The organism is Ralstonia sp. 110700041-2, from assembly GCF_056280165.1.
On the sequence record NZ_JBSFAI010000005.1, the window covers coordinates 90,260 to 104,348 of the forward strand.

Below are 14,089 nucleotides of genomic sequence, written 5' to 3' on the forward strand. Positions count from 1 at the left end.
CACCGCCGCCTGAAGCTTGAAAGGTCAAGCCCGCAGGTGCGCCTCCATCGCCTGCTTCAAATCCGCAATCAAATCACGCGGATCTTCCAGCCCGATATACAGACGCACGAAACCGCCCGCGTTTTCCCAATCGGCCGGCGGCCAGGCGGTCGCCGTGCGCATCGACGGAATGTTGTACGGCAACGCCAGGCTGTGGGCCCCGCCCCACGAAAAACCGATCGCGAAGTAGCGCAACCCTTCGATAAAGGCGTCGATCTGCGCCTGCGAATAGCGCTCGTGCAGCACGATCGAGAACAAGCCGCTCGCGCCGGTAAAGTCGCGCTTCCAGTTTTCGTGGCCCGGACAATCAGGCAGTGCCGGGTGCAGAACGCGCACGACTTCGGGCCGATCCGCCAGCCATTCGGCCACTTCGCGGGCGTGTGCATCGTGTGCAGCCAGGCGCGTTGGCAGGCTCGGCAGGCCACGCAACACGAAATAGCAATCGTCCGCCGAAACGCCCCAACCCATGCGCATGCGTGTGGCAAGCAGCTTATAGTGCAGCGCTTCGTCGTTGGTGATGGCGGCGCCCATGAGCACGTCGCTGCCACCCGATTGGTACTTGGTCAGCGCCTGCACAGAGATGTCGATGCCGTGCTCGAACGGCTGGTAATACACGCCACCGCTCCAGGTGTTGTCGATTGCCGTCATGGCGCCGGCCTTGCGCGCCACCTCGGCGATGGCCGTGCAATCGGGCACCTCCATCGTCACCGAACCCGGCGCTTCGAGCCACACGAGTTTGGTGTTGTGACGGATCAGGTCGGCAATGCCGGCGCCGATCATCGGATCGTAATAGCGCACGGTGATGCCGAACTGGCGTGCCATCCACTCGCCATGGTCGCGGTTCGGACCGTAGGCGTTGTCCGGAATCAACACGTCGTCGCCGGATTTGACGAGCGTGAAGTACACCAGCGAAATCGCCGCCAGCCCTGATGGGAGCAGCAGCGTGTGTGAGCCGCCCTCGATCTGCGCCAGCGCCTGGCACAGCGTGTCGGATGTCGGCGTGGCATGCAGGCCGTAGCGCCAGTGCACCACACTACCGCTACCGAAGGCACGCATGTCTGCGAGATTCTTGAACACCACCGTCGACGCACGATACGTGGCATGCGAGAACGCCGTGAAGCCCGGTGGGATATGCAATTCCGGATGCACAGCCTGGGTCGCGGGAAACATGGGCGGGAGCTTGGTGTCGTCGTTCACGTGGTTTCCTGTTTGATGGCGTATGAGCGTTTTGCGGCCGCTTACCAGTGCGCGCTTGATCGTGTTGGACTGCCGGCCGGTGGTGCAATCTGACCAGGCCCCGCTGGGACCAGCGGCGTCATTGGCGTGGCTGGCGAGGCCGCATTGCTGTTTGCTGCGGCATCGTACGGCGGAATCACGACCACGGCGACGGGCCGCAGCACAAACGGCAGCGTATGACCGTCGTGGGCGACGTCCGTCCACGTGCCGCGCACAATGCCGTGGCCGTCGATAGCGCCTTCCCAGGTGCCTGTGACGTGCGTACCGTCATCGGACTCCTCCATGAGGAAGCCGCCGTTTTCGTATTCGCCGGCCACCAAGCGAACGCCCGCCGCGTTGCCCGCGACGTATTCGCCGTGGACACTGTCGATCTCACCGGCCTTGCGGCCAAGACGCATGCGGATCGGCATGTCGCCAATTGCGCCTGTGTAGACAGGGTATTTCGCGTAGTCGGGCTGCGGTTGCAACACACGCGGCGACGCGGTCTGTGCGGAGAAGCCGTTGTCGCCCCTCCTGGCCTGAGCGCGACGCTTGTCGCCATCGGCAACGGCGCGGTTCAGGCCCAGGTCACCTGGCTGCACGTTGGTGCTGCCGGTCGACACCTCGTAGCCGTTGTTGGCGGCCGGCGTCTGGGCAGACACCGGCGCCACGCCTGCGGCCAGCACCAGCGCAAGCAACGCGCCGGTTGGCCGAATCAGGCGTTCAATCGAGAAAATGCGTTCAGATGCGCTCGAACACCGCCGCAATGCCCTGTCCTCCACCAATACACATGGTCACCAGCGCGTAGCGACCACCGATGCGCTGCAGCTCGTGCAACGCCTTGACCGTGATAAGCGCACCCGTTGCGCCGATCGGGTGGCCGAGCGAAATGCCCGAACCGTTTGGGTTGACCTTGGCCGGGTCCAGGCCGAGTTCCTTCGTCACCGCACAAGCCTGGGCGGCAAATGCCTCGTTGGCTTCGATCACATCCAGATCCTTGACCGACAGGCCTGCCCGCTCCAGCGCCTTGCGCGTGGCCGGCACCGGGCCGATACCCATGATCTTCGGATCCACGCCCGCATGGCCGTATGACACCAGCCGGGCCAGTGGCTTGAGGCCGCGCTTTTCGGCCACCGAACGCTCCATCAGCACCAGCGCCGCGCCTGCATCGTTGAGGCCCGAAGCGTTGCCCGCCGTCACCGTACCGTTTTCTTTCGTGAAGACCGGCTTGAGCTTGGTCATGTCGTCGATGGTCGCGTCGTGGCGGACGTGCTCATCGGTATCGAACTGGATATCGCCCTTGCGCGACTTGATCGTCACCGGAACGATCTGGTCCTTGAAGTAGCCGGCCTGGATGGCACGCGATGCACGCTGGTGGGACTCCAGCGCGGTCTGATCTTGCTGCTCGCGGCTGATGCCGAATTCGCGGGCGACGTTTTCCGCCGTCACACCCATGTGGATCGTGTGGAACGGGTCGTGCAGCGCGCCGAGCATCATGTCGACCATCTTGGCGTCGCCCATGCGCGAACCCCAACGGGCGGCAGGCGCCAGGTACGGCGCGCGGCTCATGCTTTCCGCGCCACCGGCAATGGCGATATCGGCATCGCCCAGCAGCACGGTTTGCGCTGCGCTCACCACGGCCTGGAGGCCAGAGCCGCACAGGCGGTTGACGTTGAATGCGGGCGTTTCGGCAGACACCCCGCCGTTGACTGCGGCCACACGCGAGAGATACATGTCGCGCGGCTCGGTGTTGATCACGTGGCCAAACACCACGTGGCCGACGTCCTCGCCCTTCACGCCGGCGCGGGCCAGCGCCTCGCGCACGACGAGCGCGCCCAGTTCGCACGGCGCCACATCCTTCAAGCTGCCGCCAAACGTCCCGATTGCGGTACGAACGCCGCTGACCACCACCACTTCACGTGCCATTGCTGTCTCCTGTGCCATCGAAATTGAATGGCGGCCAGTATAAACGCACGACCGTTCGCAAAATTTAGGTACGACTACCTAAGTGGGTCAGACCTCGCCCCACAGGTCGTGGCCATCCGCGCCGGTAATCTTGACCGACACGAAATCGCCCGCCTTATAGCGCTTGTACGGCTTCGACGGCGGCGCGATATAGACGAGGCCGTCAATCTCCGGGGCATCCGCCGATGAACGGCCGATGCCGCCGTCCTGATTCACTTCGTCCACAAGCACGCGCAGCGACTTGCCAACCTTGCGCTGCAGACGGCGCGCAGACACGCGCTCGGCGACTTCCATGAAGCGCGCGCGGCGCTCCTCGCGCACCTCATCGGGCAATGCGCCCGGCAGGTCGTTCGCGGTCGCGCCCTCGACCGGCGAATACGCGAAGCAGCCCACGCGGTCCAGTTCGGCCTCGGCAATGAAGTCGAGCAGCGTTTGGAACTCTTCCTCCGTTTCACCCGGGAAACCCGCGATGAACGTGCTGCGGATGGTCAGCTCCGGGCACACCTCGCGCCAGGCGCGGATGCGGTCCAGCGTCTTCTCGGCGTTGGCGGGGCGCTTCATGCGCTTGAGCACGTCCGGGTGGGCGTGCTGCAGCGGCACGTCCAGATAGGGAAGGACCTTGCCCTCAGCCATCAGGGGCATCACCTCATCCACGCTCGGATAGGGGTAGACGTAGTGCAGGCGCACCCAGGCGCCGTACTGCGACGCCAATTCGCCGAGCGCGCCCACCAGCTCGGTCATGCGCGTCTTCAGCGGGCGGCCGTTCCAGAAGCCCATGCGGAATTTGACATCGACGCCATAAGCGCTGGTGTCCTGCGAGATGACGAGCAGTTCCTTCACGCCGGCCTTCAGCAGGTTTTCCGCCTCCAGCATCACTTCGGCCACCGGGCGCGAAACAAGATCGCCGCGCATCGACGGGATGATGCAGAAGCTGCACCGGTGGTTGCAGCCCTCGGAAATCTTCAGATACGCGTAGTGCTTCGGCGTGAGCTTGATGCCCTGCGGCGGCACCAGGTCAATGAACGGGTCGTGCGGCTTGGGCAGGTGCGTGTGCACCGCTTCCATCACCTCGCCCAGCGCATGGGGGCCCGTCACAGCCAGCACCTTCGGGTGCACGCTGGTGATGATGTCCTGGCCCGAAGCGTCCTTCTTGGCACCCAGGCAGCCGGTCACGATCACCTTGCCGTTCTCGGCCAGCGCCTCGCCAATCGCATCCAGGCTTTCCTGCACAGCCTCGTCGATGAAGCCGCAGGTGTTGACGACCACCAGGTCCGCCCCGCCGTACGTGCCGGAAATCTCATACCCCTCCGCGCGCAGTTGGGTGATGATCTGCTCGGAATCGACCAAGGCCTTGGGACAACCGAGACTGACGAACCCCACCTTGGGGCTCTGGGTACTGACGTCGGACATGGGAACAACCTGATGTGGGAGAGGCTTTGCGCTGCGCACGTGGGGTGTGCCGCGCGGTTGCGTATTTTAACCGTTCGCCGCGCCTGGGCGGCCAAGCCGAAGCTGCATCTGCTCAATCACGCGCTCGATTTCCAGCGCGTCCTGCAACCTGCGAATGGCGTCGTGCAGCTCGGCGGCCTGGGGCCACGTCCGCTTCAGATAGCTCAGCCACAGTTTGACGCGGCCATGCTCGTGCTTGGCAGAGATGCGCGCATGGAGCTTTTTCAAGTAGTCGGCGAGATAGCCCAGCACGATCGGCCATTCCGCCGCGGACGGCGCCTGGTCCATCTGCCCGCGAATGCGCTGGGCCAGGAATGGGTCGGACACGGCGCCACGTCCGATCATCACGTCACTGCAGCCACTGACGGCGCGGCAGCGCTCCCAGTCAGCCACGGTCCAGACTTCGCCGTTGGCGGTCACGGGGATGCTCACGGCATCGGCGATGCGTGCAATCCAGTCCCAGTGGGCGGGCGGACGGTAGCCGTGATCGCGCGTGCGGGCATGCACGACGAGCGATTCCGCACCGCCTTCCGCCAGGGCCGTCGCACAGTCAATCGCACGGGAAGTATCGGAAACGCCAAGCCGCATCTTCGCCGTCACCGAAATGTTGGCCGGCACCGCGGCCCGCACGGCGCGCACGATGTCGTGCAGCACTTCCGGCGTGGCAAGCAGCATGGCGCCGCCGCCATGCCGGTTCACGACCTTGGCGGGGCAGCCAAAGTTGAGGTCGATGCCATGTGGCGTGAGGGTTGCCGCGTATGCCGCATTGCGGGCCAGCCATTCCGGATCGCTACCGAGGAGTTGGATGGTCATCGGCGTGCCGCTGGCGGTATAGCCGCCGTTGCGGATCTCGGGCGTCTCACGCTCATAAGTCCGCGCGGGGAGCAACGAGCCCGTCACCCGGACAAACTCCGAGACGCATCCGTCGTAGCCGCCGGCTTGCGTCAGCACGTCACGCATGACGTAATCCGCGACCCCTTCCATCGGGGCAAGCAAAAGGCAGCTCATGCGAAAACGGAAGACAGCCGGCGCACACGCCGGGGGCGGACATCAAACATGGGAGACCGGGGAGGGAATCGTGATCGACGGAGAGGCGTACACCTCACCTGAAGGCCCGGTATTTTACCTTGCTGCCCTCTCCGGCGTGCGCCCAACAAAAAAGGCGAACCGCCATGCGATTCGCCTCGTTTTTCCAGGCCGCCGAACTTACTTTTTCTCGGGCGGCTGGTTGAACGGGAAGGTCCCGAACATGTTCTTGGCCTGGCTCTGCATCTGCTCCTGCATCTGCACGAACAGGTTTTTGCTCTGCTCGATGTAGTTGCTCATCATGCCTTGCATCATCGGGCCCTGCATGTTCATGAACTGCGACCACATGTCAGGGTTGAACGTGTTGCCGCTGTAGAGGTCCTTCGAGTTCTCGGCCAGCTTGCTCTGGATGTCGACAAATGCCTGGATGTTCTTTTCCAGGTACGTGCCCATCATGCCCTGCATGGCGTTTCCATAGAAACGGATGATCTGCGCGAGCATCGCGCCGGAGAACATCGGCACGCCGCCGGTTTCCTCTTCCAGAATGATCTGCAGCAGGATGCTGCGGGTCAGGTCTTCACCGGATTTCGCATCGACGACGCGAAACTCTTCGGTTTCCATGACGAGCTGCTTGACGTCTGCCAGCGTGATGTAGGTGCTGGTCTGGGTATCGTAGAGCCGGCGGTTGGGATATTTCTTGATCAGCCGTTCGGTGCCCTTCTTGCTGGTGGCCATCGTGCCTTTCCGTGTTGGCGATGCTGCTGCGGTGCAGCCGATGCACTGCGAAATGACTGCACCGAGCGATGCAGCAAAATACGCGGTTGCCCGGCTGTTCCGATCTGCGCGCGAATGCTGCATTCAAGAGCAGCGCAGATGCATCCGTTTATGATCGGACGCCCCGTGTCTCCCTGCGGAGCGCCTCCGTGATTGGATTCTATGCGGATCGCTCTGCAAAGAAAAGGCGACCTCCCCCGGTAAAAACCCGCAGCATTTTGATGCGGCTCACGCACTCGGACAGTTGTACAGAGAGGACGCAAAAGGCCTGCTGCAATGCACTCAAGCATCGCAGCATGCAGGCAAATCAGGGGAAAAATTGCTGCGCCTGTGCTGCAGCATCGCCGCAGCACAGGCGTGGGAGCGTCAGCCCATGTGCAGGCCGCCGTTGAGGGAGAAGTCCGCACCGGTGGAGAAGCCGGACTCTTCCGATGCAAGCCATGCGCAGATCGAGGCAATCTCGGTCGGCTCGCCCAACCGCTTGACCGGGATCGTGCCAATAATCTTGTCGAGCACATCCTGACGAATCGCTTTCACCATGTCGGTGGCGATATAGCCCGGCGACACGGTGTTGACCGTCACGCCCTTGGTAGCGACTTCCTGCGCCAGCGCCATGGTGAAACCATGCAAGCCAGCCTTGGCGGTCGAGTAGTTGGTCTGGCCAAACTGCCCCTTCTGGCCGTTCACCGACGAGATGTTGATGATTCGACCCCAGCCGCGATCCGCCATGCCGTCGATGACCTGCTTCGTCACGTTGAACAGCGACGTCAGGTTGGTATCGATCACCGCATCCCAGTCGGCGCGGGTCATCTTGCGGAACACCACGTCGCGCGTAATGCCGGCGTTGTTGATCAGGACATCCACCTCGCCCACTTCGGCCTTGACCTTGTCGAACGCGGCCTTGGTCGACTCCCAGTCACCGACGTTCCCTTCGGACGGCACGAAATCGAAACCGAGCGCCTTTTGTTGTTCGAGCCATTTCGCCTTACGCGGCGAGTTCGGGCCGCAGCCTGCGACAACAGTGAAGCCGTCGCGCGCCAAGCGCTGGCAAATCGCCGTTCCGATACCGCCCATGCCGCCGGTGACGTATGCGATGCGTTTGGTCATGTCCACTCCTAGTCCTTGTTGTTAGAATCGCCCGGCCTCTTGCCGGGCGGCAAATGCTCAGGTGTCTCGGATTGGCGCGTCAGGCATTCGTTCCGATTCACGCCAATCCCACTGCAAAAAACTTACGGGCGCTCAACGGCCAGCGCCACGCCCATGCCACCGCCGATACACAGCGAAGCCAGGCCCTTCTTCGCATCGCGCTTCTGCATTTCGTGCAGCAGCGTGACCAGGATGCGGCAGCCCGACGCGCCGATCGGGTGACCGATCGCAATCGCACCGCCGTTGACGTTGATCTTGGACGTGTCCCAGCCCATCTGCTGATGCACGGCCAGCGCCTGAGCGGCGAACGCCTCGTTGATCTCCATCAGGTCCAGGTCGCCCACCGACCAGCCGGCGCGCGACAGGCAGCGTTTGGATGCCGGCACCGGCCCCATGCCCATGACCTTCGGGTCCAGGCCGGCGCTCGCGTAAGCACGGATGGTGGCCAGTGGCGTCAGGCCCAGTTCCTTGGCCTTGGCGGCCGACATCACCACGACTGCGGCGGCGCCATCGTTCAGGCCCGAGGCGTTGGCCGCCGTCACCGTACCTGCCTTGTCGAAGGCGGGCTTCAGGCCAGCCATCGACTCGAGCGTGGCACCATGGCGAACGAACTCGTCCTGCGAGAAGGCAATCGGATCGCCCTTGCGCTGCGGGATCAGGATCGGAACGATTTCGTCATTGAAGCGGCCCGACTTCTGCGCAGCTTCCGCCTTGTTCTGCGAAGCCACGGCAAACTCGTCCTGCGCTTCACGCGTGATGCCGTATTCCTTGGCGACGTTCTCGGCCGTGATGCCCATGTGGTACTGGTTGTAGACGTCCCATAGCCCATCCACAATCATCGAATCGATCAGCTTGGCGTCGCCCATGCGGAAACCGTCGCGCGAGCCTGGCAGGACGTGCGGCGCGGCGGACATGTTTTCCTGGCCGCCAGCCACGACGATCTCGGCATCGCCCGCGATGATGGCGTTGGCGGCCAGCATCACGGCCTTCAGGCCCGAGCCGCACACCTTGTTGATGGTCAGGCCAGGCACCATGTTCGGCAGCCCAGCCTTGATGACGGCCTGGCGCGCCGGGTTCTGACCCGAGCCTGCCGTCAGCACCTGGCCCATGATGACTTCGCTCACCTGGTCCGGCGCCACCTTGGCGCGCGCCAGCGCTTCACGGATAACGGCCGCGCCAAGCTCAGGCGCAGCGATCTTCGCCAGCGAGCCACCAAACTTGCCCACGGCGGTGCGTACCGCCGATACGATCACAACATCGGTCATTTGCTTACCTTCCACTGTCGAAAGAGAGGGTCGTTGGATACCGTCAGCGGCCGAAGCCGCGACGGCAACGGGGGTTCATGCGCGCGATCTTACGCTTTCTGTTTGACGTAGCGGCCGGGCGCCGGCTCGATGGCCGGGTAGTCCGCATTGCCGTAGCCCTTGGGCGCAGCTTTCTGCGCACCGGCGTGGGATGCGAGCCAAGTTGACCAATCCGGCCACCAGCTGCCGGGATGCTCCTTGGCACCCTCGAACCACGCATCGGCGGACTCGGGCAGCTTGGCATTGATCCAGTGCGAACGCTTGTTGGCCGCAGGCGGGTTGATGACGCCTGCGATATGTCCCGAAGCGCCCAGGACGAAACGCCGCTTGCCCTTGAGCAGCGGCACCGAGCCATAGGCCGACTTCCACGGAACGATGTGGTCTTCACGCGAGCCGTAGATGTAGACCGGCGCCTCGATCTTGCCGAGATCCACTGGCGTGCCGTTCACCTTCAGCTTGCCCGGCGTCTTGAGGTCGTTCTGCAGATACGTATGGCGCAGGTACCAGCAGTACCACGGGCCCGGCAGATTGGTGGAATCGCCATTCCAGTACAACAGGTCGAACGGCGCGGGCGTCTTGCCCTTCAGATAGTTCTCGACAACGTAGTTCCAGACGAGATCGTTCGGGCGCAGGAACGAGAACGTGTTTGCCAGCTCCACGCCACGCAGCAGGCCCGGGCCGGTCGGCGCATTGCTGCCGATGGTCTTTTCACGCATTTCCACCTGGGCCTGGTCGACAAACACGTCGAGAATGCCGGTGTCCGTAAAGTCGAGCAGCGTGGTCAGCAGCGTCAGGCTCGCGGCCGGGTGCTCGCCGCGCTCCGCGAGCACGGCCAGGGCTGTCGAGAGGATCGTACCGCCTACACAAAAGCCCAGCACGTTGATCTGGTCCTGCGCGGAGATCTCGCGTGCAACGCGAATGGCCTCGATCGCACCACCTTCGATGTAGTCGTCCCACGTGCGGGAGGCCATGCTCGCGTCCGGATTGCGCCACGACACCAGGAATACGGTATTGCCCTGCTCCACCGCATAGCGGACGAGCGAATTGGCCGGCTGCAGATCGAGGATGTAGTACTTGTTGATGCAGGGCGGCACCAGCAGCAGCGGGCGCGCATGCACCTTGGCTGTCAGCGGCTTGTACTGGATGAGCTGGAAGTAGTCGTTCTCGAAAACGACCGCGCCTTCGCTGTTGGCGACGTTGCGGCCGATCTCGAACGCAGTTTCGTCTGTCTGCGAGATCTTGCCGCGCTCCATGTCCTGCAGCATGTTCAGGATGCCGGTGCGCAGGGATTCGCCACGCGACTCAATCAGTTGTTTCTGCGCTTCCGGGTTGGTCGCAAGGAAGTTGGACGGCGACATGGCCGCTGTCCATTGCGAAACGGCAAAGCGCACGCGCTCGCGGGTCTTGACGTCCGCCTGGACTGCATCGGCCATTTCCATCAACGTGCGGGCGTTGAGCACGTAGAACGCAGCCGCGTAGCCGTAGAGCGGGCTCTTGCGCCACGCATCGTTCGAGAAACGGCGATCCGACGGCGCCACGGCTTCGGCGCTTTCGCCGGTGCTCATGTGGCGCCAGATCTGAAGCCATTCTTCAAGATACTTCTGCTGGATTTCGGCCAGCCGCTCGTGCGGAATCAGTGCGAACGGAGCCGCACCCTCACCCATCGCTGCGCCGTTGAACTGGCCAAGACCAGGCGCCGCCGCACCGGGTTGCGCGAAGGCGCCCGCAAAGGCTTGCCATTGCTTGAACTGCTCTGCCCACTGCGTAGGGTCCGACAAGCCCGGCCAGGGAGCTTGAGTGTGGGCGCTAGATGCTTTGGATGATGTCGATTGACGCGATGCCATAGTGCCCTCGATCCGACGATATGCGCCGCTCCGGTTGGAACGGCGGCGCAACTCGTAGTATTGCGAGGCATTGTTGCCTTGCCGTTTCAAGGCTGTCAATCGTAGTTACCTGACGATCGAACAGAAACGCCGGCCCAGCGCGGGTCTTGCGGCATTCAACGAAAACGGCGGCCACCAAATGGCTAAGCGCGGCGCCAGGGCTATGATCCAATTTGCGCAGTTTCGTGCGAGACTGCCCCATTGCGCCAACGCCGGGCACCGCTTCTTCCCATGTATATCGTCGCCATCGCGTGGCTCTATGTCGTGCTGATGATGTCCTTGACTGAGCAATCTTGGATTGCCGGCATCGGCACATTTGTCTTCTACGGCGTGGCGCCGCTATCGCTCTTCCTGTGGATTGTCAGCACGCCGGCGCGCAGGCGGCGCCGGAAAGCCCAGGAAGCTGCGCAGGACGAGGCGGACACCACCGCCACATTGAGCAGCGACACAGGCGACGGCGCCGCCTGAACGCTTACTCGGCGCGCCAGATCAGCGTGGCCATACGGCCTGTGATGCGCTCCCGTCGGTATGAATAGAAGCGCTCGACGTCCATCATCGTGCACAGGCCGCCGCCGTACACGTCGGTACAACCAACCCGCGCCAGCCGCAGCCGGGCCAGCGCATACAGGTCGGCAAAGACCTTGCCAGCCGATACGCCCTCCCGGAACGCCGCTTCCGTGGCAGGCAGTTCGCCGGGCCTGACGGCGTCGATAAAGGCTTGACGCACTTCCTCACCCACTTCAAAGCATGATGGTCCGATGGCGGGCCCCAGCCATGCCAGCCACGTGGGATCGGCCTCCTGCCCGCTGGCACGCAGCCGCTGCATCATGGCGTCGAGCGTGCGCTCGATCACGCCGCCACAGAGACCACGCCAGCCCGCATGCGCGGCGCCCACAGTGACGCCGCGGGCGTCGCTCAGCAAGACAGGCAGGCAATCGGCCGTCATGACTACGCAGACGCGATCCCGCCAGGACGCCACCGCCGCATCGGCGACCACAGGCGCTGACGTACCAACGAGTTGATCAAGATCAGCCACATCGGTGCCGTGCACCTGTTCCATCCATGTTGGATCGGCGGGTAGCGCTGCACGCAAGATGCGGCGATTCTGATCAACGGCTTCGGGCGCGTCACCGACGTGCTGGCCGAGGTTCAGGCCACCCGGCAAACCGCCGGCCAAACCGTAAGGTCCTGTACTGACGCCACCCAGGCGCGTCGTGGCCAGCGCCTTGACGCGAGGATGCGCAGGCCAGTCGGGGACGATCCAGTCAGTTGACATCGGCATCGGGGTCCAGGTCGAGAGCTTCCAGCAGATCGGCAAAATCGTCGGGCACGCCGGCTTCCCAGTGCACCGATTTGCCCGATGCTGGGTGCACGAGCCCCAGGCGCACTGCATGCAGCGCCTGCCGCGTAAAAGGCACCGGCAACTGCGCCTTGATCGTCTGCGGCTGGCCACGTCGGAAGTTGCGCGTGTAGACCGGATCGCCAAGCAACGGATGCCCCTCCGATTCAAAGTGCACACGAATCTGGTGTGTACGGCCGGTCTCGAGCTGGCAACGCACCAGCGACACCTGTGCGCGCCCGAGGTCCACCACGTCAAGCGTCTTGAAATGCGTGCGCGCCGGCTTGCCGCTGGCTGTCTCGATGATGGCCATGCGCGTGCGGTCACGCGGATCGCGGCCGATCGGAGCATCGATCGTGGCTTCTTCCGGCGTTTCGCCCCACACCAGCGCGAGATAAGTCCGCTTGACGGTACGTGCCTGCAATTGGCGCACGAGGTCGGTCTGCGCAGGCAGCGTACGGGCGACCACCATCAGGCCGGAAGTGTCTTTATCGAGGCGGTGAACGATGCCGGCACGCGGCAACTCTACGGCGTCGGGATAGCGGTGCAGCAGGCCGTTGAGTACGGTGCCGCTCCAGTTGCCCGCGGCGGGATGCACCACCAGCCCGGCAGGCTTGTTGATGACGAGCAGCGTGTCGTCTTCGTACACCACATCCAGGTCGATGGGCTCGGCGACGAAGGCGTTTTCGTCGGCCGCGCGTTGCGGGACGACTTCGATGCGGTCACCGCCGGAGATCGCCGCACGCGGGCGCACCACCTCACCACGCAGGCGCACCGCGCCGGCATCAATCCATTGCTGGAGGCGGCTGCGCGAATAGTCGGGCAGCAGCTTGGCAAGCGCCTTGTCCAGGCGTTCGCCGTGCATGGTTTCCGGAATCTCTATGATGATCGGCTCGGCTGCCTGGCCCGCACCGGCGGCAGGCAAATCGAGCGCCTCATCATCGAGGGCGTCTTCCGTCTCCGGCGCAGTGAGGGAAACGTCAGCCAGTGCGTCGTCTGACACAGGGCTTGGGCTATAATGCTTGATGCGATTTTTCATTCAGAAAAGGTGCCCATGTCGGTCACGAGCGTAAAGCAGGCGCGTATTGTTAGTCGAATTGGCAATCGAATCCGCGCGCAAATCGGAGCAGTGTTGATGGCAGGCGTTGCATGCCTGGCTATCTCGGCCTGCGGCATCCTGCCGGAACAGCAAGACGAAACGGCTGGCTGGTCAGCCAACAAATTATATTCCGAAGCGAAGGACTCGCTCGACGGCGGCGACTACGCCAAGGCGGTCAAGTACTACGAAAAGCTCGAAAGCCGCTATCCGTTCGGCCAATACGCCCAACAGGCCCAGATCGAGACCGCCTACGCCAACTACAAGGATGGCGAGACGGCTGCCGCACTGGCCGCCGTGGACCGCTTCATCCAGTTGCACCCCAATCACCCCAGCGTCGATTACGCCTATTACCTCAAAGGCCTGATCAACTTCAACGACAACCTGGGCTGGCTCGGCCGCTTCTCGAACCAGGACTTGAGCGAGCGCGACCCGAAGGCCGCACGCGCCGCGTACGATGCGTTCAAGACGCTGATCACGCGTTTCCCGAACAGCAAGTACACGCCGGACGCCACCCAGCGCATGCAGTACATCGTGAACGCGATGGCCGAGCATGAAGTGGGCGCCGCACGCTACTACTACCGCCGCGGAGCCTACCTGGCCGCCGTCAACCGCGCGCAGGACGCCATCAAGGATTACGACCGCGCCCCGGCTGTGGAAGAAGCGCTGTACATCATGATGAAGTCGTACGAAGCACTGGGCATGAAAGACATGCGCGACGACACCGAACGCATCATCAAGCAGAACTACCCGAAGAGTGATTTCCTCGCCTACGGCCAGCGCAAGAAAGACAAGCCCTGGTACCAATGGTGGTGAGCAAGGTTCGCACAGCACAGCAAAAAGCCCGGTCGAT

General features: G+C 63.4%; 13 protein-coding genes. 2 read left to right on the forward strand and 11 right to left on the reverse strand.

All coding sequences use genetic code 11. The features are described 5' to 3' along the window. Positions 1–24: 24 nt before the first annotated feature. The 9 genes from ACUXH0_RS08805 to phaC form a co-directional block, all read right to left on the reverse strand. On the reverse strand, positions 25–1,236 hold the full coding sequence (locus ACUXH0_RS08805) for a cystathionine beta-lyase (protein WP_182593914.1): 1,212 nt from the start codon (positions 1,234–1,236) through the stop codon (positions 25–27). Positions 1,237–1,277: 41 nt separating this feature from the next. Further along, the gene (locus ACUXH0_RS08810; RefSeq protein WP_182593915.1) at positions 1,278–2,021 is read right to left on the reverse strand and encodes a hypothetical protein; all 744 of its coding nucleotides are present in this window, start codon (positions 2,019–2,021) and stop codon (positions 1,278–1,280) included. After that, entirely contained in the window at positions 1,996–3,180 is a 1,185-nt protein-coding gene (bktB, locus tag ACUXH0_RS08815; protein WP_012435881.1) for a beta-ketothiolase BktB, read from the reverse strand. Before bktB ends, ACUXH0_RS08810 begins: the two co-directional genes overlap by 26 nt. An 87-nt stretch (positions 3,181–3,267) precedes the next feature. After that, positions 3,268–4,629, reverse strand: coding sequence for a 30S ribosomal protein S12 methylthiotransferase RimO (gene rimO, locus ACUXH0_RS08820; RefSeq protein WP_004627092.1), 1,362 nt, complete (start codon positions 4,627–4,629; stop codon positions 3,268–3,270). 66 nt (positions 4,630–4,695) lie between these two features. After that, entirely contained in the window at positions 4,696–5,676 is a 981-nt protein-coding gene (locus ACUXH0_RS08825; protein WP_182593916.1) for a tRNA dihydrouridine synthase, read from the reverse strand. Between the two features lie 198 nt (positions 5,677–5,874). Next, positions 5,875–6,429, reverse strand: a complete 555-nt coding sequence (gene phaR, locus ACUXH0_RS08830; protein WP_004627096.1) for a polyhydroxyalkanoate synthesis repressor PhaR — start codon at positions 6,427–6,429, stop codon at positions 5,875–5,877. A gap of 405 nt (positions 6,430–6,834) precedes the next feature. Next, the gene (locus ACUXH0_RS08835) at positions 6,835–7,575 is read right to left on the reverse strand and encodes a 3-ketoacyl-ACP reductase (RefSeq protein ID WP_004627097.1); all 741 of its coding nucleotides are present in this window, start codon (positions 7,573–7,575) and stop codon (positions 6,835–6,837) included. Between the two features lie 122 nt (positions 7,576–7,697). Beyond that, positions 7,698–8,879 (reverse strand): acetyl-CoA C-acetyltransferase, encoded by a 1,182-nt coding sequence (locus ACUXH0_RS08840; protein WP_004627100.1) that lies wholly within the window; start codon positions 8,877–8,879, stop codon positions 7,698–7,700. An 89-nt stretch (positions 8,880–8,968) separates the two neighbouring features. After that, on the reverse strand, positions 8,969–10,762 hold the full coding sequence (phaC, locus tag ACUXH0_RS08845; RefSeq protein ID WP_012435884.1) for a class I poly(R)-hydroxyalkanoic acid synthase: 1,794 nt from the start codon (positions 10,760–10,762) through the stop codon (positions 8,969–8,971). Positions 10,763–11,032: 270 nt separating this feature from the next. On the opposite strand from phaC, the gene ACUXH0_RS08850 reads away from it, so the two are divergent. Beyond that, a complete protein-coding gene (locus ACUXH0_RS08850; RefSeq protein WP_012435885.1) occupies positions 11,033–11,269 on the forward strand; it encodes a hypothetical protein in 237 nt (78 codons plus the stop codon). Positions 11,270–11,273: 4 nt separating this feature from the next. Here ACUXH0_RS08850 and pgeF read toward each other — a convergent pair whose 3' ends face one another. Together pgeF and ACUXH0_RS08860 are read right to left on the reverse strand one after the other, a co-directional pair. Continuing rightward, positions 11,274–12,083 carry a peptidoglycan editing factor PgeF gene (gene pgeF, locus ACUXH0_RS08855; RefSeq protein ID WP_012435886.1) on the reverse strand — a complete coding sequence of 270 codons (810 nt, stop codon included), beginning with the start codon at positions 12,081–12,083 and terminating at the stop codon, positions 11,274–11,276. Further along, on the reverse strand, positions 12,067–13,179 hold the full coding sequence (locus tag ACUXH0_RS08860; protein WP_009240763.1) for an RluA family pseudouridine synthase: 1,113 nt from the start codon (positions 13,177–13,179) through the stop codon (positions 12,067–12,069). Before ACUXH0_RS08860 ends, pgeF begins: the two co-directional genes overlap by 17 nt. Positions 13,180–13,194: 15 nt before the next feature. Here ACUXH0_RS08860 and ACUXH0_RS08865 point away from each other — a divergent pair, with 15 nt between their 5' ends. Further along, complete coding sequence (locus ACUXH0_RS08865; protein ID WP_024541696.1) at positions 13,195–14,052, forward strand: outer membrane protein assembly factor BamD; 858 nt, start codon at positions 13,195–13,197, stop codon at positions 14,050–14,052. Positions 14,053–14,089: the final 37 nt, after the last annotated feature.

Bases quoted from the DNA above. Each gene is read 5' to 3' on its own strand.
- bktB (WP_012435881.1), bottom strand. From the start codon at position 3,180: ATGGCACGTGAAGTGGTGGTGGTCAGCGGCGTTCGTACCGCAATCGGG.
- rimO (WP_004627092.1), bottom strand. From the start codon at position 4,629: ATGTCCGACGTCAGTACCCAGAGCCCCAAGGTGGGGTTCGTCAGTCTC.
- ACUXH0_RS08825 (WP_182593916.1), bottom strand. From the start codon at position 5,676: ATGAGCTGCCTTTTGCTTGCCCCGATGGAAGGGGTCGCGGATTACGTC.
- phaR (WP_004627096.1), bottom strand. From the start codon at position 6,429: ATGGCCACCAGCAAGAAGGGCACCGAACGGCTGATCAAGAAATATCCC.
- ACUXH0_RS08835 (WP_004627097.1), bottom strand. From the start codon at position 7,575: ATGACCAAACGCATCGCATACGTCACCGGCGGCATGGGCGGTATCGGA.
- ACUXH0_RS08840 (WP_004627100.1), bottom strand. From the start codon at position 8,879: ATGACCGATGTTGTGATCGTATCGGCGGTACGCACCGCCGTGGGCAAG.
- phaC (WP_012435884.1), bottom strand. From the start codon at position 10,762: ATGGCATCGCGTCAATCGACATCATCCAAAGCATCTAGCGCCCACACT.
- ACUXH0_RS08850 (WP_012435885.1), top strand. From the start codon at position 11,033: ATGTATATCGTCGCCATCGCGTGGCTCTATGTCGTGCTGATGATGTCC.
- pgeF (WP_012435886.1), bottom strand. From the start codon at position 12,083: ATGCCGATGTCAACTGACTGGATCGTCCCCGACTGGCCTGCGCATCCT.
- ACUXH0_RS08860 (WP_009240763.1), bottom strand. From the start codon at position 13,179: ATGAAAAATCGCATCAAGCATTATAGCCCAAGCCCTGTGTCAGACGAC.
- ACUXH0_RS08865 (WP_024541696.1), top strand. From the start codon at position 13,195: ATGTCGGTCACGAGCGTAAAGCAGGCGCGTATTGTTAGTCGAATTGGC.